The sequence below is a fragment of the Anaerotignum sp. genome, assembly GCF_030625865.1.
Taxonomy (GTDB): Bacteria; Bacillota; Clostridia; order Lachnospirales; family Anaerotignaceae; genus Chakrabartyella.
Map to the genome: position 1 here is coordinate 1 of NZ_DAOUQB010000006.1, position 22,557 is coordinate 22,557.

19 protein-coding genes, 6 tRNA genes, 1 rRNA gene and 1 pseudogene are annotated in these 22,557 nt (G+C 39.0%); 19 read left to right on the forward strand and 8 right to left on the reverse strand.

Annotation, left to right across the window (positions count from 1 at the left end):
* Positions 1–12: 12 nt before the first annotated feature.
* The 12 genes from P9Q65_RS02810 (at position 13) to P9Q65_RS02865 (ending at position 6,900) form a co-directional block, all read left to right on the forward strand.
* Positions 13–84 (forward strand) — tRNA-Glu (locus tag P9Q65_RS02810).
* Between the two features lie 11 nt (positions 85–95).
* Positions 96–213 (forward strand): 5S ribosomal RNA (gene rrf, locus P9Q65_RS02815).
* A gap of 77 nt (positions 214–290) precedes the next feature.
* Positions 291–362, forward strand: a tRNA-Asn gene (locus tag P9Q65_RS02820).
* Positions 363–371: 9 nt separating this feature from the next.
* A tRNA-Glu gene (locus tag P9Q65_RS02825) sits at positions 372–443 on the forward strand.
* 7 nt (positions 444–450) lie between these two features.
* Positions 451–521, forward strand: a tRNA-Cys gene (locus P9Q65_RS02830).
* A 180-nt stretch (positions 522–701) separates the two neighbouring features.
* Positions 702–772: transfer RNA gene (locus tag P9Q65_RS02835), tRNA-Cys, on the forward strand.
* A 126-nt stretch (positions 773–898) separates the two neighbouring features.
* Complete coding sequence (locus P9Q65_RS02840; protein WP_304507762.1) at positions 899–1,483, forward strand: helix-turn-helix domain-containing protein; 585 nt, start codon at positions 899–901, stop codon at positions 1,481–1,483.
* A gap of 306 nt (positions 1,484–1,789) precedes the next feature.
* Positions 1,790–2,056, forward strand: coding sequence for an autorepressor SdpR family transcription factor (locus P9Q65_RS02845; RefSeq protein ID WP_304507659.1), 267 nt, complete (start codon positions 1,790–1,792; stop codon positions 2,054–2,056).
* Position 2,057: 1 nt separating this feature from the next.
* Positions 2,058–2,699: an SdpI family protein gene (locus tag P9Q65_RS02850; protein WP_304507661.1), complete on the forward strand. Its 642-nt coding sequence runs from the start codon at positions 2,058–2,060 to the stop codon at positions 2,697–2,699.
* 226 nt (positions 2,700–2,925) lie between these two features.
* Entirely contained in the window at positions 2,926–4,569 is a 1,644-nt protein-coding gene (locus P9Q65_RS02855; protein ID WP_304507663.1) for a putative manganese-dependent inorganic diphosphatase, read from the forward strand.
* The gene (truA, locus tag P9Q65_RS02860) at positions 4,566–5,330 is read left to right on the forward strand and encodes a tRNA pseudouridine(38-40) synthase TruA (RefSeq protein WP_304507664.1); all 765 of its coding nucleotides are present in this window, start codon (positions 4,566–4,568) and stop codon (positions 5,328–5,330) included. The genes P9Q65_RS02855 and truA overlap by 4 nt, the downstream gene beginning before the upstream one ends.
* Complete coding sequence (locus P9Q65_RS02865; protein ID WP_304507763.1) at positions 5,323–6,900, forward strand: NAD(P)/FAD-dependent oxidoreductase; 1,578 nt, start codon at positions 5,323–5,325, stop codon at positions 6,898–6,900. The genes truA and P9Q65_RS02865 overlap by 8 nt, the downstream gene beginning before the upstream one ends.
* A gap of 96 nt (positions 6,901–6,996) precedes the next feature.
* Here P9Q65_RS02865 and P9Q65_RS02870 read toward each other — a convergent pair whose 3' ends face one another.
* The 7 genes and pseudogenes from P9Q65_RS02870 to glmS form a co-directional block, all read right to left on the reverse strand.
* On the reverse strand, positions 6,997–7,140 hold the full coding sequence (locus tag P9Q65_RS02870) for a FeoB-associated Cys-rich membrane protein (RefSeq protein WP_304507665.1): 144 nt from the start codon (positions 7,138–7,140) through the stop codon (positions 6,997–6,999).
* A gap of 12 nt (positions 7,141–7,152) precedes the next feature.
* A pseudogene (feoB, locus tag P9Q65_RS02875) lies at positions 7,153–9,389 on the reverse strand (ferrous iron transport protein B).
* A 254-nt stretch (positions 9,390–9,643) separates the two neighbouring features.
* On the reverse strand, positions 9,644–10,369 hold the full coding sequence (locus tag P9Q65_RS02885; RefSeq protein WP_304507671.1) for an ATP-binding cassette domain-containing protein: 726 nt from the start codon (positions 10,367–10,369) through the stop codon (positions 9,644–9,646).
* Positions 10,357–11,883 (reverse strand): hypothetical protein, encoded by a 1,527-nt coding sequence (locus P9Q65_RS02890; RefSeq protein ID WP_304507672.1) that lies wholly within the window; start codon positions 11,881–11,883, stop codon positions 10,357–10,359. Before P9Q65_RS02890 ends, P9Q65_RS02885 begins: the two co-directional genes overlap by 13 nt.
* 11 nt (positions 11,884–11,894) lie before the next feature.
* Complete coding sequence (locus P9Q65_RS02895) at positions 11,895–12,746, reverse strand: hypothetical protein (RefSeq protein WP_304507675.1); 852 nt, start codon at positions 12,744–12,746, stop codon at positions 11,895–11,897.
* Positions 12,724–13,128: a GntR family transcriptional regulator gene (locus P9Q65_RS02900; RefSeq protein ID WP_304507676.1), complete on the reverse strand. Its 405-nt coding sequence runs from the start codon at positions 13,126–13,128 to the stop codon at positions 12,724–12,726. The genes P9Q65_RS02895 and P9Q65_RS02900 overlap by 23 nt, the downstream gene beginning before the upstream one ends.
* A gap of 239 nt (positions 13,129–13,367) precedes the next feature.
* Positions 13,368–15,191, reverse strand: coding sequence for a glutamine--fructose-6-phosphate transaminase (isomerizing) (gene glmS, locus P9Q65_RS02905; RefSeq protein ID WP_304507677.1), 1,824 nt, complete (start codon positions 15,189–15,191; stop codon positions 13,368–13,370).
* Positions 15,192–15,643: 452 nt separating this feature from the next.
* Between glmS and P9Q65_RS02910 the strand changes: the two genes are divergently transcribed.
* Positions 15,644–16,495, forward strand: coding sequence for a hypothetical protein (locus tag P9Q65_RS02910; protein ID WP_304507678.1), 852 nt, complete (start codon positions 15,644–15,646; stop codon positions 16,493–16,495).
* 66 nt (positions 16,496–16,561) lie between these two features.
* Here P9Q65_RS02910 and P9Q65_RS02915 read toward each other — a convergent pair whose 3' ends face one another.
* Positions 16,562–17,491, reverse strand: a complete 930-nt coding sequence (locus P9Q65_RS02915; protein ID WP_304507680.1) for a CAP domain-containing protein — start codon at positions 17,489–17,491, stop codon at positions 16,562–16,564.
* 431 nt (positions 17,492–17,922) lie between these two features.
* Here P9Q65_RS02915 and P9Q65_RS02920 point away from each other — a divergent pair.
* The 6 genes from P9Q65_RS02920 to tig all read left to right on the forward strand — a co-directional run bounded on the left by P9Q65_RS02920 (position 17,923) and on the right by tig (position 22,521).
* A tRNA-Gly gene (locus P9Q65_RS02920) sits at positions 17,923–17,994 on the forward strand.
* Positions 17,995–18,164: 170 nt separating this feature from the next.
* On the forward strand, positions 18,165–19,289 hold the full coding sequence (locus P9Q65_RS02925; protein WP_304507681.1) for an aldo/keto reductase: 1,125 nt from the start codon (positions 18,165–18,167) through the stop codon (positions 19,287–19,289).
* 18 nt (positions 19,290–19,307) lie between these two features.
* Positions 19,308–19,739, forward strand: coding sequence for a DUF1893 domain-containing protein (locus tag P9Q65_RS02930; RefSeq protein WP_304507683.1), 432 nt, complete (start codon positions 19,308–19,310; stop codon positions 19,737–19,739).
* A 1-nt stretch (position 19,740) separates the two neighbouring features.
* A complete protein-coding gene (locus P9Q65_RS02935) occupies positions 19,741–20,637 on the forward strand; it encodes an SPL family radical SAM protein (protein ID WP_304507686.1) in 897 nt (298 codons plus the stop codon).
* A 125-nt stretch (positions 20,638–20,762) separates the two neighbouring features.
* Positions 20,763–21,044, forward strand: a complete 282-nt coding sequence (locus P9Q65_RS02940; RefSeq protein WP_304507687.1) for a DUF503 domain-containing protein — start codon at positions 20,763–20,765, stop codon at positions 21,042–21,044.
* A 175-nt stretch (positions 21,045–21,219) separates the two neighbouring features.
* Complete coding sequence (gene tig, locus P9Q65_RS02945) at positions 21,220–22,521, forward strand: trigger factor (RefSeq protein ID WP_304507689.1); 1,302 nt, start codon at positions 21,220–21,222, stop codon at positions 22,519–22,521.
* Positions 22,522–22,557: the final 36 nt, after the last annotated feature.

A 22,557-nucleotide genomic window follows, 5' to 3' on the forward strand; every position in this document is an offset into this window, starting at 1 on the left:
GGGAGTACATATGGTCCGTTGGTCAAGGGGTTAAGACACCGCCCTTTCACGGCGGTAACGCGGGTTCGAATCCCGCACGGATCATTTTTTAGATTTTCGGTGACGATGCGCTCAGGGGACACACCCGTTCCCATTCCGAACACGTCGGTTAAGACCTGAGCGGTCGATGATACTTGGTGGGAAGCTGCCTGGGAAAGTAGATGGTTGCCAGATTTCAATTTTTTTTGCAACTTGATCGCTTAAATTTGCATTCTTTTAGGGGATGCTTTTGGGAGGCTCATTTGCATTGATCCTCGTTAGCTCAGCGGTAGAGCATCCGGCTGTTAACCGGAGGGTCGTTGGTTCGAATCCAACACGGGGAGTATACATATGGTCCGTTGGTCAAGGGGTTAAGACACCGCCCTTTCACGGCGGTAACGCGGGTTCGAATCCCGCACGGATCATGTTTTTGGCGCCATAGCCAAGTGGTAAGGCAAAGGTCTGCAACACCTCTATCCCCGGTTCAAATCCGGGTGGCGCCTTGCTAATACGTCTTAAAGAGTATTTCTCATTTAAGGCGTATTTTTTTGTTTCATGAGCATATATTATAAAATAATAAATATTAATTCCATAATTATTTAAACAAAAAACATGTCGGAAAAGAATAGCAAAAAGGGTATTGACGTTTTATATTCAAAATATTATAATTATTTTATATTTATGGCGCCATAGCCAAGTGGTAAGGCAAAGGTCTGCAACACCTCTATCCCCGGTTCAAATCCGGGTGGCGCCTTAAATGGAAGTGACAAGTTTTCCTAGGAAGCTTGTCGTTTTTTTATGGAAAAAAGTGAAACTCTACGGAACGTGGATTGGATTAACAGGTCAATTCATCTATAATATAAATATGGAGGTGACAATGGTGGATTGTAATAAGGTAGGTAAATTAATTTTTGCCTTACGCAAAGAAAAAGGTATGACACAAAGACAGCTTGCGGAACGCATGAATATAAGCGACAAAACCATTTCAAAATGGGAGAGAGGATTGGGGTGTCCCGATGTATCCCTTTTACATGATTTATCTGTCGCATTAAATGTAAATATTGAAAAAATTTTGTTAGGGGATTTAGAACCCAATAATATTGATGGAGGAAATATGAAAAGATTGAAATTCTATATGTGCCCCAATTGCGGAAATGTGATTACGGCAACCAGTGATGCAGAAGTTTGCTGCTGTGGACGCAAGATGGCACCTTTGGTGCCGAAGCCTGCAGAAGGAGAGCATTGTTTCAGTATGGAATATATTGAGAATGATTTATATATTACTTTTCCCCACGAGATGAAGAAGGATCATTATATATCTTTTATTGCATATGTGACCTATGATAAGGTTCTTTTTGTAAAGCTTTATCCAGAGCAGGGCAGTGAGCTACGGATTCCAAGGCTTTCAAAAGGGAAGCTATATTTTGGATGCAGCAAACATGGATTGTGGGTGAATGAAGTTTGATGAATGGGCAGGCAATGTATACTGTCTTTCCCCAATGATTGATGTAGGACTATGGAATGCTGCAGGAACGTAGGAATAAATTTTATTAAGAAAAAATTTAATTTGACCGTTGCCGCTAGATCATAAAGTCTGGCGGTTTTTTTAGATATGCCATTCAGGTTTTTCTATGGAAGTGCTTTCTATAAAATAAATAGAATTTTTCAAGTTCAGATAATATTTAGATAGATATCTAAATGTTATTGACGATTTTATATCTTTGTGTTATTTTATATTTAGATGAATGTCTAAATGAAATGAGGTGAGGAGTTGGGAATTCAACAAACATTAAAAGCAATCAGCGATCCCTCCAGACGTGAAATTTTGGATTTACTCAAATCCGGAGAAAAAACAGCTGGGGAGATCGGGCAGCATTTCGAAGCAACAGGGGCAACAATTTCTCATCACTTGTCGGTTTTAAAAAATGCTGGGCTGATATTGGATGAGAAAAAGGGGAAGTATATTTATTATGAATTAAACATGACTGTTTTTGAAGAAATTTTAAGTTGGATTACCGCTTTTACCGGAGGGGATTAGAATGAGAAAAAAACAAATAGCTATTTATTTTTTTGCAGTATTACCTTTTATCATGGTAAGTTTGGTATATCAAAAGTTGCCCGACCTGGTGCCAATGCAGTGGCAAGCGGGGAAAGGTGTACGTTATGACGAGAAGTGGCAACTGTTTATTCTCGCTGTACTATGCTTCGGCATGGGGGTTTTTATGCCGCTACTCGCAAAAATTGATCCAAGACGAAAAAACTATGAAAAATTTTATCCTGTTTACGAAAATTTCATTATTTTGATGGAAATATTCATGTCACTTATGATGGCGATTATAATTTCGGAAAGTTTTTATCCTGGAAGGATTCCTGTGGGTAGGGTTGTTTGTGGAGGTGTAGGACTTCTTTTTGTTTTCTTTGGAAATTTAATGCCAAAGGTAAAATCCAACTTTTTTACAGGTGTGAAAACACCATGGGCATTAAGCAGTGAAACGGTTTGGAACAAAACGCAAAGATTAGGAGGGAAGCTATTCTTTTTTGGTGGAATTCTTATGGTAATTGGGGCGCTCTTTGTTCCCATTGTGTTCATGCCTTATGTAGTTGGGGGATTGCTTGGTGTGATTGTACTACTACCTACGGTTATGTCTTATGTATGGTATCAGAAAGAGAGTTGTCGGTAAAATAACGGAAGGGGTGGTTGTTGTAAAGCTTTGTAAGAAATAGGGAGCATGCAAACAAAATAGGTTGACGGTAAAAAGATTTACGGCTATACTGAATTCATTAATAGCCAAAAAGTTTTTGCCGTCATTTTTTAATGGGCGATAAGAAGTCCTGGGCTTTTTCGGCTATGTGGAGTTACAATTATTTAAGCGGAGCGTTAATTCCCTTTAGGAGGTTATAAAATATATGCAAAAAGAAAGAACTATTTTCGTAATCGGACATAAGAACCCTGATACCGATTCCATTTGTTCTGCCATTGCTTATGCAGCATTAAAGAATCAATTGAATGGGAACTGTTTTGTTCCCAAAAGGTCCGGAGAGATCAATAATGAAACAAAGTATGTTTTAGAATATTTTGGGGTGGATGTACCTGAATTTATTGGACATGTAGGAACTCAAGTAAGCGATGTCACCATAAAATCAACCCCACCCATTAGTAAAGAGTTTTCCTTGAAGAAAGCTTGGAATACCATGAGGGATCTGGGGGATGCTACCATGCCCGTTGTTCAAGATGAAAAGCTTGAGGGCATTATATCGGTAAAGGATATTGCTACGGCGAATATGGATGTTTATGAAACTCATATTTTAGCGATGTCCCACACAAGTTACACAAATATTTTAGAAACCATTGATGGCAAAATGATTGTTGGTGACCAGAATGATATTGTGACAACAGGGAAAATTTTAATAGGTGCGGCAAATCCCGATTTATTGGAATCTTTTGTTGATGAAGGGGATATTGTAATTACCGGAAACCGTTTTGAAAGTCAGCTTTGCGGAATTGAAATGAATGCAGGATGTATTGTTGTTTGTATGGGTGCTCCAGTGTCTAAAACCATTCAAAAGCTTGCCATTGAAAACAACTGTAAAATTATCAGTACGCCTCATGATACTTATATGACAGCAAGGTTAATGAGCCAGAGTACCCCTGTGGGTTATTTTATGCGCAAAGATGGGTTGATTACTTTTCAAAAGGATGACTTTGTTTCTGATATTAAAACGGTATTATCTAAAATCAGGCACCGCGATTTCCCTGTTTTGGATCACGAGGGAAATTATTGCGGTATGCTTTCCAGACGTTCTTTATTAGATACAGAGAAGAAAAAGATTATATTAGTTGACCATAATGAAAAGGCACAGGCGGTAGATGGTATTGATGAGGCGGAAGTGATTGAGATTATAGATCATCACCGTTTAGGCAGCTTGGAAACGACCATGCCTGTGTATTTCCGCAATCAGCCTGTTGGTTGCACAGCTACAATTATTTACGGAATGTATCTGGAAAACAGCATTGAAATTTCGCCTCCAATTGCAGGTTTATTATGCTCTGCCATATTATCTGATACCCTGATGTTCCGTTCTCCCACTTGCACGGAGAAGGACAGAACTGCGGCGGAGGCTACGGCGAAGATTGCTGGATTGGAGATTCAAGACTACGCCGAAAAAATGTTTCGGGCGGGCAGTTGTCTGGGAGACAAAGTCCCGGAAGAAATCTTCTATCAAGATTTTAAAAAATTCAGCGGTAGTGGCTTAAGTTTTGGCGTAGGACAGATTTCTTCCTTGGATCAAGAAGAACTAACGCAGTTACGCCCCAAAATAGCGGCTTATATGGAGTCCATTAAGGGCAGCTGCGATATACTGTTTTTCCTTTTGACCAATATTTTAACTGAGTCCTCCGAGTTGGTTTTTGTTGGGGAAAAAGCAAAAAATGTTGTAGAGACTGCTTTTTGTGGTACGATAGAAGATAACTGGATATTCCTTCCCGGAATGGTTTCCAGGAAAAAACAGTTTGTTCCAAAAATATTGAATGGGATTCAACAAGTGCTATGATGAAAAATTATAAAATGATACTTGCTTATGATGGCGGTCGATATAACGGCTGGCAAAAGCAGGGCAATACAGAAAATACGATACAAGAAAAATTAGAGGGGATTGTTTCTGCTTTGGCAGGGGGTCCTATTGAGGTTTATGGTTCAGGGCGAACCGATGGGGGAACCCATGCCTATGGTCAGGTTGCTAATTTTCATATGGATTGGCGGGGTACGGCGGAAGAACTTATGGACTGCATTAATGAAAAACTACCGGAGGATATCGCGGTGCTTTCGTTAGAATCTGTGCATCCAAGGTTCCACAGTCGGCTAAGTGCAAAAGCGAAAACTTATGAATATACCATTTGGAACAGTAAAAAGCCGCCGGTATTTGAAAGAAAGTATGTTTTTTGGTGTGAAAAACCCTTAAATGTGGAAAGAATGAAAGAGGCTTCAAAAGCTTTCCTTGGAGAACAGGATTTTAAAAGCTTTTGTGCCAATAAGCGGATGAAAAAATCTACGGTGCGTAAAATTTATGAGATTCAGTTTATCTGTACGAAAGACAAAATCACCATTGCATATCACGGAAATGGTTTTTTATATCAAATGGTGAGAATTATAACGGGAACGTTGATCGAGGTTGGGGAGGGGAAAAAAGACCCTAAGGAAATCCCTTCTATTTTAGCGGCCTTGGATAGAGAAAAGGCGGGTTTTACTGCCCCGGCAAAAGGCCTTGCTTTAAAGGAAGTATTTTATGAAGAAGGGCTGGAGGAAAATGATTAGAATGACAGATTTAAAATTGCCTGTGGATGGAACGGAAGGGCAACTTAAGAAGAAGGCAGCAAAAGCCCTTGGAATTACCGTTGAGGATTTGTTAGAAATGCAAATTTTTCGTCGCTCTTTAGACGCAAGAAAAAAAGACCAAATTCACTATGTTTATGTTTTGGATGTAGCCGTTGCCGATGAAAAAAAGGTTCTATCAAAGGCAAAAGGTAAAAATATTTCCCAAACACCTGATTTATCCTATGCCTTTCCTCAGGGAAAAGCCCAATGCAACAAACGTCCGGTGGTGGTTGGTTTTGGCCCCGGTGGGATGTTTGCTGCCTTGCTTTTGGCAGAAATGGGACTAAACCCCATTGTTCTGGAGCGAGGGGGCGACGTGGAGAGCCGTCAAAAGGCCATTTCTCTTTTTTGGGAAGAAGGCAGGCTGGATACGGAAAATAATGTGCAGTTTGGCGAAGGTGGTGCAGGAACCTTTTCTGATGGAAAACTGACGACTCGGATTAAAGACCCTCGTTGCCGCAAGGTACTAGAGGAGATGGTAGAAGCGAATGCACCAAAGGAGATTTTATATGATGCTAAGCCCCATATTGGGACAGACTTACTGCGGGGTGTTGTGAAGCGAATTCGGGAAAAGATCGTTTCTCTTGGGGGTGAAGTTCGTTTTTTTGCTAAGGTGACGGACATTTTAGTTGAAGGCAACCAAGTAAAAGGCGTTACCCTTGAAAATGGAGAAAAAATTGAAACCCATGATGTTATTTTGGCTATTGGCCATAGTGCAAGAGATACCTTTGAAATGTTGCATAAGAAGGGGGTTTTTTTGGAACAAAAACCCTTTGCCATGGGAGTACGCATTGAGCATCCTCAGAAAATGATTGATTTTGCCCAATACGGTGATGCGGCGGCAAAGCTTCCCCCTGCAGATTATCGTTTGACTTATACCACGAAAAAAGGAAGGGGGGTTTATACATTTTGTATGTGCCCCGGTGGATATGTGGTTGCGGCGGCTTCGGAGGAGGGGCGGTTGGCCATAAATGGTATGAGTGAACATGCCCGTGATGGAGAAAATGCCAATTCTGCCCTTCTGGTTCAGGTATTCCCCAAGGATTTTGGTTCTGACCACCCTTTGGAAGGGATGTATTTCCAACGCCGATTAGAGGAAAAAGCCTTTGCTTTGGGAGGAGGAGACTATACTGCACCCATACAAAGCGTAGGTGCATTTTTGGGAACTTCAAAAAAGAACCCAAAGGTTTGCCCCACTTATCGTCCTAAAACAAAAGAAGGAAATCTGGATGAAATTTTACCACCTTTTATGACGGAGGCTATGCGGGAGACGATCCCTGAAATGGGAAAAAGGCTGAAAGGCTTTGATAGAGAAGATGCTGTATTAACGGCTGTGGAAAGCAGAAGCTCTTCCCCCGTCCGTATTCTGCGAAATGGGGATGGAGTGAGCCCCTGGGCAGAAGGACTATATCCTGTAGGTGAGGGCGCAGGTTATGCTGGAGGTATTGTTTCTGCTGCTGTGGATGGGATTCTGGTGGCAGAGAATATTTTTCACAAATATAAAATATAAAATAAAGATATAAGATATAAAAAAGGAGACATCCAATTGAAATGAAGGATGTCTCTTTTTTGTGGTTGAATAAAATCCTAAAAGGCAGAAAAAGTTTCAAGACTTCGTGTCTTTTTCTTTTTTACAATGGCTGCAATTTCCTGCACAGCCGCAACAGCCACCTTTTTTTTTCATGCGACGAATTGCCAATAATATACCAATTGCAATCAGGCCTAAAATAATGAAATCCAAAATATGCATTGTTTCAGCTCCTTATATAAACAACTGCAATAGTTGATATACCCCAAAAGAAACAATCCATGCAACACCACATTGCAATAATACAACACCCAAGGCTAACAGGCCGGAATCCAGTTCTCTTTTTACTGCGGCAATGGCCGCCACACAAGGGGTATATAATAATGTGAATACCAGAAAGCTAATGGCAGAAACAGGGGTAAATATAGTTGCCAATGCTCCATTTAGCTCAGATACAGAGGTTCCCAGCAAAACACTCATGGTACTTATTACAGCTTCTTTTGCAGTAAAACCCGTTATCAAAGCAGTAGGAATTCTCCAATCTGCAAAACCCAAGGGGACAAATAACGGTGCCAAGAACTGCCCAATCATAGCAAGCAGGCTGTCAGCACTGTCCGTCACAATATTAAAATGATTGTCAAAGCTTTGCAAAAACCAAATGATAATGGTTGCAACGAAGATAACAGTAAAAGCTTTTTGCAAGAAATCTTTCGCTTTATCCCACATCAACAATAATACGCTTTTAAAGGAAGGAAAACGATAATTAGGCAGTTCCATTACAAAGGGAATGGGTTTGCCTTCAAAAACGGTTTTTCCGAATAACAATGCCACAACAATACCAATAATAATTCCCGTTAAATATAATCCGATCATAACAAAGGCTGCATACCTTTTGAAAAAGGCCGCTGTAAAAACCGCATAAATAGGTATTTTTGCGGAACAGCTCATAAAGGGCGTTAGAAGCATAGTCATTTTTCTATCTCGATTAGAAGAAAGAGTTCGTGTTGCCATAACAGCGGGCACCGTACAGCCAAAACCGATTAGTAATGGCACAATACTTCGGCCGGAAAGACCAATTTTTCTAAGAAGCTTGTCCATAACAAAGGCAACTCTTGCCATATATCCTGTATCTTCCAAAATGGAGAGAAAGAAAAACAAAACAACGATTATTGGCAAGAAGCTTAAAACACTTCCTACTCCGGCAAAAATACCGTCAATCACCAAACTGTGTACTACAGGATTTATTGCGTATAGCGTCAGGCTATGATCCACCCAGCCTGTAATTCCATCAATTAAGACAGATAGCCAATCGCTCAAGATTGCTCCAAACACATTAAATGTGAGGAAAAATATCATAAACATAATTCCAATAAAAATTGGAATTGCCCCCAATTTATGTGTCAAAATGTTATCTATTTGAACGCTGCGGATATGTTCTTTACTTTCTTGACATTTAATTACCGTTCCGGCACAAACTTTTTCAATAAAAGAATAACGCATATCAGCTAAAGCCGCATTACGATCCATAGAAAGCTCTGTTTCCATTTCAATAATGCTGTGCTCAATCAATTCTAACTCGTTTTGACTTAAATTTAATCGTTGGATAATATCATCATCATTTTCAATGACTTTCATGGCACTAAAACGCAAAGGCAAGCAAGCATTTTCCGCATGATCCTCTAACTGATGACAAACGGAGTGGATACAACGATGAACAGGCCCCTGAGGGCAAAAATCCAATCGTTCAGGGAGTTTTTTAAGCTTTGTTTGATGCAAAGCACAATTAAGAAGTTCTTCAACCCCCTCATTTTTAACGGCACTGATGGGGATTACCGGAATACCCAGTTCTGCGGACATTTTTGCAACGTCTATGGTTCCACCATTATTTCGTACCTCATCCATCATATTCAATGCCAAAACCATGGGGATTCTCATTTCCATCAATTGCAGGGTCAAATATAAATTTCGTTCAATATTTGTTGCATCCACAATATTAATGAGTCCATCCGGTTTTTCGTTCAGAATAAAGTCTCGGGTAACAATTTCTTCGCTGGTATAGGGGCGAATGGAATAAATTCCTGGGAGATCCACAACTTTGCAGTCTTTATGCCCTCGAATTTCGCCGACTTTTTGATCTACAGTAACTCCGGGGAAATTCCCCACATGTTGGTTAGATCCCGTTAACTGGTTAAACAGCGTTGTTTTACCACAATTTTGATTTCCAGCCAAAGCAAATATCATTTTGCTGCCCCCTCAACCACATGAATATTTCTTGCATCCTCCATTCGGATGGTAAGGGTGTATCCTCTTAAGCGTAATTCTATGGGATCGCCCATAGGCGCAATTTTTGTTACCGTAATTTTAGTTTTGGGGATCAGCCCCATATCCAAAAGACGACAGCGTAAAATTCCCTCGCCCCCAACTTGTGTAATCACTGCTTCTTTGCCAATCGGCAATTCATCTAACGTCATAATCGTCCCTCAATCTTGTAAATTAATTAGAACTAACTTATAATTCTGGTGAAAGTATAGCACACAGCTGGGTTAGTGTCAATTAAGGTGCAGTTTAATGGCTGTAAAAGGGGAATATTGTTTAATTTAGAAGAAAATGTCGCATTTGAAAAGCCCAATTCAATCTTTTATGATTTATGTTGTAGAAGTGAATTGGGCTTTTGTCATTCATTTCGATTATTTTTATATGCTTACGACAGAAAACATTCTGAGGTTTATTTTGTTTTATCTAGAAGGGAACAAAGGCTATTTTCCTGATAGCCGATGGTTTCCTTCATCAATTCTTGAATCGTTTTTCCTTGTAGCCTTAGTTCATCCAAAGTGATATCTATGGCAATATGACTTTCTTTTAATATTATGACACGATCCACAAAGTTTTCAATTTCATTGATTTCGTGGGTTGTGATAAAAATTGTTTCTTCTCCTGTCAATGTTCCTGCCAGAGCCTGCATAAAATCTTGACGGGTAAACATATCTTTTCCCACAAATGGTTCATCCATAATGATATAGGGGGTTCTTTTTGCCATGCCTGCCGCGATTTCCACTTTTGCTTTTTGTCCTTTTGACATTTTTTTAATGGGTCGTTCCTCTAACTGAAAAAAATCCAGTAACATATCAAAATAAGTGCTATCAAAAGAGGGGAAAAAATCTTGTAAAAAATTTCCATATGATTTGGGCGTTAAATCATTAAAATAAGTTCCGGCTTCACTGATAAAGGCAATTTCTCCTGAAATTTCTTGGGGCGTTTTACCGCCGATTTTTACTTGTACATTTCCATCGGGTACTAACAAACCTGCAATAAGCTTTAAAAGGGTAGTTTTTCCGGCTCCATTTGTGCCCAAAACTGCTACAATCTGCCCTGTTGGAACAGAAAAAGTGATATTCTCCAAAACTGTTTTATAATTTGGATAGGTAAAATATAATTTCTCTATCTCCACCATACATTTTCCACCTTTCCATTTATGGGTAAAACATTGGTAATCTGCCGTTGCCTTTGTGTAATAATTCCATCAACATTATATGCTTTCATAGCTTCTTCCAGATAAGGGGCATCTTTGGCAATATTATATGGAGAAAAAAGTTTATAGAGATCCTCGTCATAGTCGGTTTCAAATTTTCCTCGATATAAAATTTTCCCTGTATCTCCGTTAATTACACTTACATACACCTGATACCCATAATAGTAAGGAAGCTGCCTTTGCTCATCACTTACCATAGATACATCCAAAATTAAATTATTCCTGCAAACCGATAGTAATTTTCCACCGTTATCCCCATAACAATGCATTCTTTTCAAACCTTTTTCATCGAATTGATACATTCCGTCTATTATACCTTCCCAGCGCTCATAATTATCCTCATCTTTCACAACCTGATACGTTCTAAAGTAAATGGATACATCATTTTCATTCCAAGCAACCACATTCGCTTCAATTTGGTCTACTTTGCTGCCTTGCTCTTTTGTAAGCAAATCCTGAGCAATCATATTTCCTTCTGTATCATAAATTTCAAAAAATAAGCTTTCATTTTGAACTCTAAATATTCCAAGGGAATGATCACCAACAGCAAACGCTTCCAACACTCGGTTGTTTTCATCCACAGGGAAAGTACACAGAACCTCTGCATTACCGTATTCCCTCTGCTGATATAACTCCTCTTCCTTATCCAGTTCGGGAGGTTCAATCATGTTTTCTTGCTTAATGCGAAAAAGGGATGTGTCTCCTTGGCATTCCCCATGAATCTCCATACCATAAATTTCCGCACTAGGAATTGCCATACAATAATATGCATCCCCAATTTCCGCACAAAATCCATCTACTTCCTGCATACCATCATTAAGAAAAGAATGAGTAAAAGAAGTTAATCCATCTTCATAATCTCCTCTTGTGTAGTAATACACTTGATCTTGATTCTGCAAGGTCATTCCCGTACGAATCCTTGCTTGACCTTCAAAATCCATCCCCCAAATGTCCAAATAAACATCAACTTTATCTGCTATGTCGGTTTCACCCCCAACAAACTCGTCACCGTAGAAATCCATATCATCCATAATTTCTTCATAAAAACTGTCCATATGCTGTATTTTGGCATCTTTAGAGGGTGCAGAATCGGTTGAGGCAAATATTCCTTTGCGGAAATCTTGATTATAATAGTTATAGTTGTATTTTTCCATCCCTTTTATGCCTTCTCTTTCAGCAAAAAAAAGGTTGTTCACCTGTTCAGAGTCAAAGGGATAAAACTTCGTGGAAAGCGCTCCGTCCTCTAAACGAAAGATGATCCCTTGGGTACCATCCCCCGCAACACCTTCTATTGGGAAAAGATTTAAGTATTCCCGTTGTCCTTCGATGTCTTTTAAATAAAAAATACCATTATCCTTCAATTGAGACATTTTGCCCATAAATCCCCCAAAAATCAAGATGGATAAGGCCACTGCCCAAATTACTTTATTTTTCATATCCATCCCCCTTAGATATCTTTTCTCTGCTTCAATTTGCCTAATGCAACAAAAATCAATATGATCCCAAGGAATAGTGCAAGACCACATAAGTATAGACTTTGAGGCATTACTGTTTTCATAGAATAGCCAAACTGATCTTCAATAAAAATCCAAACGCAATAAAATGCTGCACAAAATCCGCCCAGCACTACCATAAACAGTGCTACCCGAGCAAAAACATATTCATTATATAATCCCGCAAATACAATTGCTGTGATTGACAGGAACATTCCTCCGCATAAAGACAGCGCCTGTATCCAGGAAACCGGAAAGCACGCTGATAAAAATGCACTCCTGTGGAAGGCTAAAAATAAGCCATTGGTAATGGAAACGTTCAAATTATTAAGGGTTACTTCCTCTGAGATATATAGAATCGCCTTTGAAGCCTCTTTTTCATACATGGAAGTTATGGGAAAATATAGCAGCACCATAGTCACAAGCCAAACTGCAAAATATAACAAAACAGCAGCAACGGCAGATAAGAAGAAGGAGAAAAAAATCTCATGCCGTTTCATAGGTAATGTAAAAATAGAATACATTCCCTTTCCATTGGTGTAAAATCCATTTATTTGAATAAAGAGTGAAACAAACAAAGAAACCAATCCAAGAAAAAAGACAATTCCTACGCCGCTGTAATCCACAACCAAATCATAGGTACGGAATTCTATGGCAATATGTTCATACAAATTTCCACTGTATAAACTGTTGACCACAAAAAGCATAATAATAGAAATTGCCAAAGAAATTCCTAATATAAATCTCTCACTTTTATGAAAAAACCAGCCAAACAAATAGTTACTAAGCTTTAATGTATTTTTCATTATTTTCCCCCTTTTCCCACTCTTGACGAAGCAAGGTCATTACTTCATCAAAGGATAGTTTATTTTCTTTTGATTTTTTTACAAACTCTGCAACAATATCCGCTGTCATCTCCCGTTGTATTTCCAGCATCATGTCTTCATCAAAATATAAAATGCTTACGGTGTTTTTGGGAGTTAAAACCAAACCTGCCTCCTCCATGGCACGAAATGCTCTTTGCGCAGTATTTGGATTGATTTTCAACTGGGTTGCCAGTTCCCGCCTAGATGGTAAGGGATCTCCTTTTTTTGCCGTTCCCAGAAAGATTTGTCGCTTCACAAATTTATTGATTTGGGTATAAACCGGTTCTGATGTATTCAAAACCATCTCAGTAAAATCCAACATATGAACCCTCCTTGAGTGTATTATATAAATAGTACACTTTGAGTGTATTATATATTTAATACATTTATGTGTCAATAAAAAAAGGGGGTTTTGTCGAAAAGTTTTTTGGGGAAAGGGAAACCAATATGGAAAGAAATTTTTTATAGAATGGGTTTTGAAATGGGTAGGTATTTTTTAATGAAAAAGCCCGTATTGCAATGAATACAAAGCAATCGGGCTTATTTAATAATGGGATTAAATTATTCTACTGTAACTGATTTTGCTAAGTTTCTGGGCTTATCTACATCACAGCCTCTTTCCACTGCTGTGTAATATGCAAAAAGCTGCATGGGCAAAACGTTGTAAGAGCTTGTGAAAATATCTGCTGATTTAGGCAAATAAATTACCTCATCGGCAACATCTTCCATGGCATGACTGTCTTCAATTGCAATGGCAATCACGTTTGCACCTCTTGCTTTTACTTCTTTTACATTGCTTACCAGCTTTTCAAACAGCTTTTCCTGGGTTGCAATGGCGATTACTAAGGTTCCTTCCTCAATCAAAGAGATGGTACCATGTTTCAATTCTCCTGCTGCATAGGCTTCGCTATGAATATAAGAGATTTCTTTCAGCTTCAAAGAGGATTCCATGGCAGCGGCGTAGTCCAATCCACGGCCAATAATAAATACATCTTGGCTTTGCGCATATTTTTTGGCAAGCTCCTTCATTCCAGCATCCAGCTTTAAAACTTCGCTGGTTTTTTCAGGCAGCAAGCGCAGTTCTTCTAAACATTGCTGTAAACGTTCTTCTCCAATGGTCCCCCGAACTTTAGCAAAATAGAGTGCCACCAAATACAGCATGGAAAGCTGAGTTGTATAGCCTTTTGTGGTTGCAACTGCAATTTCCGGCCCTGCCCATGTGTAGAGGACATCGTCGCTTTCTCTTGCAATAGAGCTGCCTACCACATTAACAATGGAAAGCACTTTCACACCTTGTTTTTTCGCTTCTCTTAAGGCTGCCAGAGTGTCCGCTGTTTCACCTGACTGGCTAATAATGATGCATAGGTCGTTTTTATTCAAAATAGGGTTGCGGTAACGAAATTCAGAGGCAATATCCACCTCTACTGGAACTCGGCATACTTCCTCCAGCACATATCGACCCACAATTCCCGCATGCCAAGCACTGCCGCAAGCAACAATGTGAATACGGTTAAAATTCTTTATTTCTTCCTCTGTTAGGGAAAGTGCCTCTAAATTGATGCCTTTTTCAGTTAATCTTGGGAATACGGTTTTTCTTAATGCTTGGGGCTGTTCCATAATTTCTTTCATCATGAAATAATCATAGCCGCCTTTTTCTGCCGCATCGATGTCCCAAGTAACATGGAAGATATCCTTTTGGATTTGATTTCCATCCAAATCGTAGAGGGTAACCCCTTCTTTTGTTAGGAGTACGATTTCATTTTCATTCAGCAGGTAATAGTCTCTTGTATATTCCAACAAAGCCGGAATGTCTGAGGCAACATAATTTCCGTCATGGCTTAAGCCAACTAAAAGAGGGCTGTCCTTACGTACAGCAACCAGGCTGTCAGGGTGATCGTTGCACATAATAGCTAGGGCATATGCTCCACGGATTTTTTTGATTACTTTTTGCAACGTACCAATGGGATCACCATCATAATAAAAATCAAACAATTGTGCAACGACTTCCGTATCGGTTTCGGATACAAAATGGTAACCGTTTTCCTCTAAGAAAGCTTTCAGTTCCATATAATTTTCAATAATTCCGTTATGAACCACTGAAATTTTACCGCTTTGGCTATTATGGGGATGACTGTTACGGTCACTGGGTGCACCATGGGTCGCCCATCTTGTATGTCCAATCCCCACATGGGAGGAAACCGTACCTTCTCCAACAATTTTATCCGACAACACGGCCAATCTTCCTTTTGCTTTGATTGTGCAAATTCCATCATGATAAACGGAAATTCCTGCTGAATCATAGCCACGGTATTCCAATTTAGCCAGTCCGTTAAGCAAAACGGGCACAGCCTCCTCGTTACCGATATATCCAACAATTCCACACATAATTAAAGTTCTCCTTCACTATTTTATTCGTCCGTTGTCTTTCCCTTTGTCGGGAGAATTTTCTTCTCCTATTTGTAGAAAGACCTGCGTCCCTGAACGAATGGGCGAGAAGCATCCGCCGAAAAATTCGATCACTTCTACCTCGTCAACCGCCCTATCTGCGGTTCTGGCGCTTCAATGAAAATAAACCGTCCTTTCTATATAAATTGACTGATAGGAAGCCACGAATTGACTTGTCGATTTCTTTAGACATGATTAGACAATATCGTTTGGATAGTATAACATTTTTTTTAAAAAGGGTAAAGAGTTTCTCTTTATGATATTCTATGAGTGTTAATAAAAGATTTGCAGAAAAATTTATAAAGATGAAAGACTTTTGTTATCTTTCATTTACAAAATAGGAATATACTATTATTAAAATGATTTTGATACTAGCCCAAGGAGGACTTAATATGAAAAAGTACATAGTATATTTGATTTCTGCTTTATTGCTTTTGGGAACGGCGGGGTGCAGCGGAAAAGAAAAGGATGCTGAGCCCCAGCAAGCCCAGATGGAAGGGGGGCAGCTTCAGGATATGGCCACTATGAAGGAACCCATTGATTCTTTGGTTCGTTGTATGCTGGAAAACGATAAAACTTATGACCCCACAAATCCGGAATTTTTCTGGAGTGCCTTGTACTACTTCTTAGGGAATTACGGTACCCAAAATCCCCTTGTGACAACGACAGAAGAAGGGCAAATAAAAGTGCCCAAAAAGGTAGTTCAAGAGTATGCCATTGCCCTTTTTGCAAACTATGATGACCTGTTACCATTACCTGGAGATGTCTCCAATTCCATTAGCTACGATGAAGATTTGGATGCTTATTTATTAAGCCCGGGAGATGCCGGCCTTTCTGATACCGTTTTATCTGATTATAAAGCTGGGGAGGATAGCTATACCGTTACCGCAAAGCTTCTTAATGACGTGGGGGAGAAAGAGACTTTAGGGGAATGGACAGTAACCATGCAAAAGAACGTATTTGCCGATGGCATTGAAGATCCCAGATATTTTTATAGTGTGTCAAGTGTGACGCCTGTAGAGGGATTGACTACTCCACTGAAAAATGCTTCCGCCTTTTACAATGGTTTGTCTGATAATCATACTGTTGAGGTAACTTTAGAAGACGGTACAATTGAAGCCTTTCAGTTTTATGATGCTGCGGTGTCGGAAAAGTTACATTCTTTAAAAGAGGGGGATGCCTTTTCCTTTGTTTATACTTGTGATGATGAAACGGGAGCAATGACGATTCAGGAAATCAATTGAGTACAGTTTTTATCGTGAAAAAGGTGTACCCAAGGGTACACCTTTTTCAATTTTTCTACCTAATTATTAATAAGTAAAGAGCTGTGTCCAAGCGTTGCCGTCAACGCCAACGCCGATATACTTAAAGTTAGGATTCATAATGTTTCTTCTATGGCCATCGGAATTCATCCAATCGTTCATAACCTGTTCGGGTGTCCTTTGTCCAAGGGCGATGTTTTCGCCGGCGCCTCTATAAGATACACCTGCTTCATCAAGGGCGGTAAAGCAGCTTCTACCATCAGGTCTTGTATGAGAAAAGCTGGACTGAATTTCTTTTGCTCTAACTTGAGCGGCTTTTGTAACACTTAAATCCAGCTGCAATGGGCTTAAACCTGCTTTTGCTCTTTCTGCATTTACAAGATCCACAACTTGTTGTGCATATGCAGAAACAGATGAAGATGTATCTACAGTGTTGCCGTTAGTAGTTGTTTCATTAGTAGTTGTTTCATTAGTAGTTGTTTCATTAGTAGTTGTTTCATTAGTAGTTGTTTCATTAGTAGTTGTTTCGTTAGTAGTTGTTTCGTTAGTAGTTGTTTCGTTAGTAGTTGTTTCATTAGTGGTTGTTTCGTTAGTGGTTGTTTCATTAGTGCTGTCATTTGTTGCAACACTGTTATCTACGCAATCAGCACCGGTGCAGTCGCTATTCTCGTTAACACAGCTTGTATCTCCTGAGCCAACATTTAAATCGCAGTTAAAGTTTGGAATTACAACGGAAATGTTCTTGTCAGAGCAGTTTAAGTTATTTAATATGGCTTTAACGTCAACGGAGTTTAAGCATAGATCTTTGATGCTCTCGATGTCTTGGCAACTGTTTAAGGCGCAGTTTTTTAATGCTGCATTGCTTAAACAATTTGCGCGGGTGATGTATGCATTTGTGTCAAGGGGCATGGCAATGGCCTGAACAGACATGGAAACCACTGCAACGGAAACAGCTGAGAATAATTGAAGTTTTTTCATAGGGTAGTTCCTCCTTTAAAGTGAAAATTAAACATAATTAAATATTTCCAAAATGTTATGTAATTGTTACAAATTTGTTACACAAACATATTAACATAGTAAATTACGAAAGAAAAGCGGAAACGAATGGCAATTTTTTAGACTTCTTGCATTCTGTTATTTTTGTGCCATAAAGCTCACAAGATCTAGTCAGTCAAGCCATTGGAGTATCAGAATATAGTGAAAAAACTTTCGTACCGCAAATAATAGTATAATTTAGGTAGTCATAACCAGTTTGATTTTTGTAATGTTTCAGGGAAAGAAATCATTAGAAAAAAACATAAACATATATAAGGAAGGAAAAGGAGCTAAAAATATTATGGATTGGTAATAAAAATAATTGCTTGACAAACCTGTCAAAATAAGGTATCATTTTTACTGCAATTAATTATGCGCGAGTGGCTCAGTGGTAGAGCATCGCCTTGCCAAGGCGAGGGTCGCGAGTTCGAATCTCGTCTCGCGCTGTTTAGATCGGTTTTGAGAATTCAAGACCGATTTTTTTGTTACTTAAAAAATACATAAAATTCAGGTTTTTTTGTGAAGAAAAAGGGTTTTTGTTAGAAAAAGAACTGTTTATTGAATTTTTGTTTTCAATAATATAAACCGTTTGTGTAATGATAAAAGGAGTGTTATTATGGAAAAAAGGCAGTTTGAAAACCTAGGAGTGGAAACTTCGTTATTGGGATTTGGTTGTATGCGCTTTCCCGTAACGGAGGATGGGAAGATTGATGAAGAGCAATCTCAAAAAATGATAGACTACGCTTTGGCCAATGGGGTGCACTATATTGATACAGCTTATTTTTATCATGATGGGGAAAGCGAATCTTTTGTAGGAAAAGCATTGGAGAAATATGACCGTTCTTCTTATTTTCTGGCAACAAAACTACCCGTTTGGATTTTAAAAGACAGACAGGAAACAAAAAAGGTGGTAGAAGAGCAACTGCACCGCCTGCGTACAGATTATATTGATTTTTATTTATTGCATACGCTAGATCGCAAAAAGTGGGATATTGTTTTAGAGAATGATATTTTATCTATTTTGGAGGAACTACGAGAGGAAGGGAAAATTCGATATATTGGGTTTTCTTTCCACGATGAATATGAGGTGTTTCAGGAAATTATTCAATATCGAAAATGGGACTTTTGCCAAATCCAGTTGAATTATATGGATACGGAAATACAAGCCGGTTTAAAGGGATATCATCTTGCGGAAAGTTTAGGCGTTCCCATGGTTATTATGGAACCGGTCAGGGGCGGAGCCTTGGCGAATTTCTCAGAAGAGATGAATGCAAAGTTCACTGCATTAGATGAACAGGCCACGATTGCTTCCTATGCCTTGCGTTATGTTGCAGGATTGCCTAACGTAAAAGTAATTTTAAGCGGAATGAGTTCCATGGAACATGTAAAGGATAACATAAAAACATTCTCTCCCTTCATACCGTTAAACGAGAGGGAAAGTAGCGTGATTGAAGAAGTACGAGATATTTTACAAGCAAGAGTGCAAAACGGTTGTACGGGATGCGGTTATTGTATGCCTTGTCCTCAAGGGGTAAATATACCCGATAACTTTAAAGTATGGAATACCTATCATATGTATCAAAATTTTGATCCTGTTCGTTTTGAATGGGCGAGGATTGGGAAAAAGAGTAGGGCAGAACATTGTATCCAGTGTGGCGAATGCGAAAAGAAATGTCCCCAAAAGATAAAAATTTCCCAAGATATGCCCCGTGTCTGGGCAGATTTTAATGGGAAAAAATGAGAATGAGGTGGAAAGAATTTGGATCAAATTGAGCAGGCAAAAGCCTCATTATCAGGTGAGAAAATAACCTTTGCAGCGGTTTCTGCCAAGGGAGAGCTGCGAACGTCAATGGAAAAGGGGATTGCCCCGATTATGGAGCTTTTAACAGTAGAACCCGAATTTTTAGAAAGTGCCGGTGTGGCAGATCGGGTCATTGGAAAAGCAGCAGCATTTTTACTTGTGAAAGGGAAGATAACCCATTTATATGCAGAAGTAATCAGCAAGCATGCAGCAGAGGTTTTGAAGAATAATCATATCCCCTTTGAATACAAAACAATGGTTCCCTATATTATCAATCGTGCCAAAGATGGAATGTGTCCTTTCGAGGCTTCTGTTTTGGAAGAAACAGATATCGAGGGTGCATATATGAAGATAAAAATGAAACGAGCGGAACTGTCAGGGAGAAAATAATATGAAGGCTTGTATCCCCATTCGTTGTAATACGGCTTGTAATTTTGTAAAAGGAAAATTTCCTTACCACTGGGATTTGAATGTTTACAGAGGATGTACCCATGATTGTAAATATTGCTATGCCCGTTATTCTCATAAGTATTTGCAGGAAGAGGGAGAGTTTTCCGACGCCATTTTTGTGAAAACAAATATTGCAGAAGCTTTGGAGAAACAATTGAGAAGCCCCAAATGGGATAAAAGTGTAATCAATTTGGGTGGTGTTACAGACAGTTATCAGGGGGCAGAAGCAATTGAGAAACAAATGCCTGGAATATTGCGTTTAATGATTCGGTATAATAACCCTATTATTATTTCCACGAAATCCGATTTCATTTTGCGAGATTTTGATCTAATCGACGAGCTTTCCCGAAAAACGTATGTAAATATTGCCTCAACCATTACAACAGCAGATGAAGTTTTGCAAAAAAAATTGGAACCCGGAGCAGTAAGCCCAAAGCGTCGATTTTTGATGCTAAAGGAATTTGGGAAAACCAAAGCCTCAACAGCAGTGCATATGATGCCCTTGCTTCCTTATCTTACGGATGGAGAAGAAAATTTAAATGCTGTTTTTTCGCAGGCAAAGGAAGCGGGCGTGGATTATTTATTGACCGGGTTTTTATATTTAAGGGGAGAGACTAAAAAAGTTTTTTATCATTTTCTGAAAGAAGAGTATCCTCATTTATGGGCTGAATATCAAAATCTCTATGGAAATGGCGGGCTAAAAGACTATAAAAAGCCCATATACGAAAAAATATGGAGGATTCGCCAGAAATATCAGGTTTCTGCCGACTACAAAAGTAGATTGGACAGAGAGGTTTATGGAAAAATGCAACCAATCCAGCTTACTCTTTTTGATTAGAGATGAGATGAAAAAACCTTAAATGTTAATTGCGACTCCTTTTTCAAAGTAGGAGTAATCTAATTGAAAATAATTTTTTACATTTCACGCTTCTCTATTTTTGATACATAAGGGAGGGAAGTTCTATGATTATCGGCAGTTGCGAAGTAACGTTTTATGCAGATTGGGTAACATCCCTAAAGGAAAAGCGTATGGTTGTCAAGAGCCTTGTGGAAAAAACCAAGCACAAATTTAATGTTTCTGTTGCGGAAGTGGATTGCCAGGATGTGCATAAAACCATCGTGATCGGTTTTGCCTGTGTAACCAACGAAAAACGACAGGCCGACAGCGTGATACAGCATATTTTGAACTATATGGAGCAAATCACAGAAGCGGAAATGATTTCGGTGGAAATTGAAGTATTTTAGGGATGATTTTTGGCTGAAACGGTGGTTTTTTTTATATTTAACTGTAGATTTTCAAAATACCGTGTGCTATAATAAGCCTTGATTGTGCAGTTTTTTAAACTGAATTTGACAACGGCTTGTTGATGATAAAAAGATTGGTTGTCTAAGAAACAAATTTTAAGGAGGAACTTCGAACATGAATGCAACATTGTTGAACAAGGAAAAAACAGAAGTAAAGTTTTCTTTTGAAGTAAGCGCAGAAGTATTGGAAAAAGGTATGGCTTTTGCTTATAACAAGCATAAAAATCAGATTTCTATCCCCGGTTTTAGAAAGGGCAAAGTACCCAGAAAATTAATCGAGGCACAGTATGGTGAAGGCTTCTTCTATGAAGATGCGGTAAACCATATTTTCCCCGACGAATATATGGCGGCTGTTAAGGAGTTGGATTTGGATGTAGTTTCTGCACCTACTTTGGATGTAGAATACATTGGTACCGACAAAGGTGCAAAGTTTGTTGTAGATGTTACGATTAAACCTGAAGTGAAATTAGGTCAGTACAAGGGCCTTTCCACTGAAAAGGTTGTATCCGAAGTAGCGGAAGAAGAAGTATTGGCTGAATTGAAAAAGGTTCAGACAAAAAATGCAAGAAATGTAGAAGTTACTGACAGACCTGCAGAAACGGGCGATGTTGTAAAAATGAGCTATGAAGGCTCTGTAGATGGTGTTCCTTTTGAAGGCGGCAAGTCTGATGAGCATGATTTGGAATTGGGCAGCGGTATGTTCATTCCCGGCTTTGAAGAACAAGTTGTAGGCCATTCTTTAGGCGAAAAATTTGATATTAATGTTAAATTCCCCGAAGAGTATCATTCCGAAGAATTAGCCGGAAAAGATGCAGTTTTCGCAATTGAAATTAAGGGGATTACAAAGAAAGAGATGCCTGAATTGGATGATGCTTTTGCAGAAGATGTTTCTGAATTTTCCACTTTGGATGAATATAAAGCAAGCATTCTGGAAAAGCTTGCAAAGGAGAAAACAGAAAAGGCAAAACAGGTTCAGGGCGATAAGCTTTTGGATGCTGCTGTTGCGAACTGTGAAATGGAAGTACCTCAGGTTATGTATGATAACAAGATTAACAGTATGATGAAGGATTTTGAAGACAATATCGTTCGTCAGGGCTTATCTTTGGATATTTATTGCCAGTATATGGGCACTACTCCTGAAGAAATGAAAGAAAACTTCAAGGAAACCAGCGAAAAGAGCGTAAATGCTAGACTGATGCTGGAAGCAATTGCAAAAGAAGAAGGCTTGGCAGTTTCTCAGGAAGAACTGGAAGCAGAAATTTGCAAGTATGGTGAAAGCTATGGTATTGACGGTAAAACTATGCTGGAAATGATTACCGGAGAAGATAAAGAAGCGCTGGAAAAAGATATGCTTGTCAGAGCGGCAATGCAGCTGATTGAAGATACAGCCATTTTAACTGATCCTAAGGCTGAATAAGACCATCCGATTAGGCACAGGACTACTGTGCCTAAT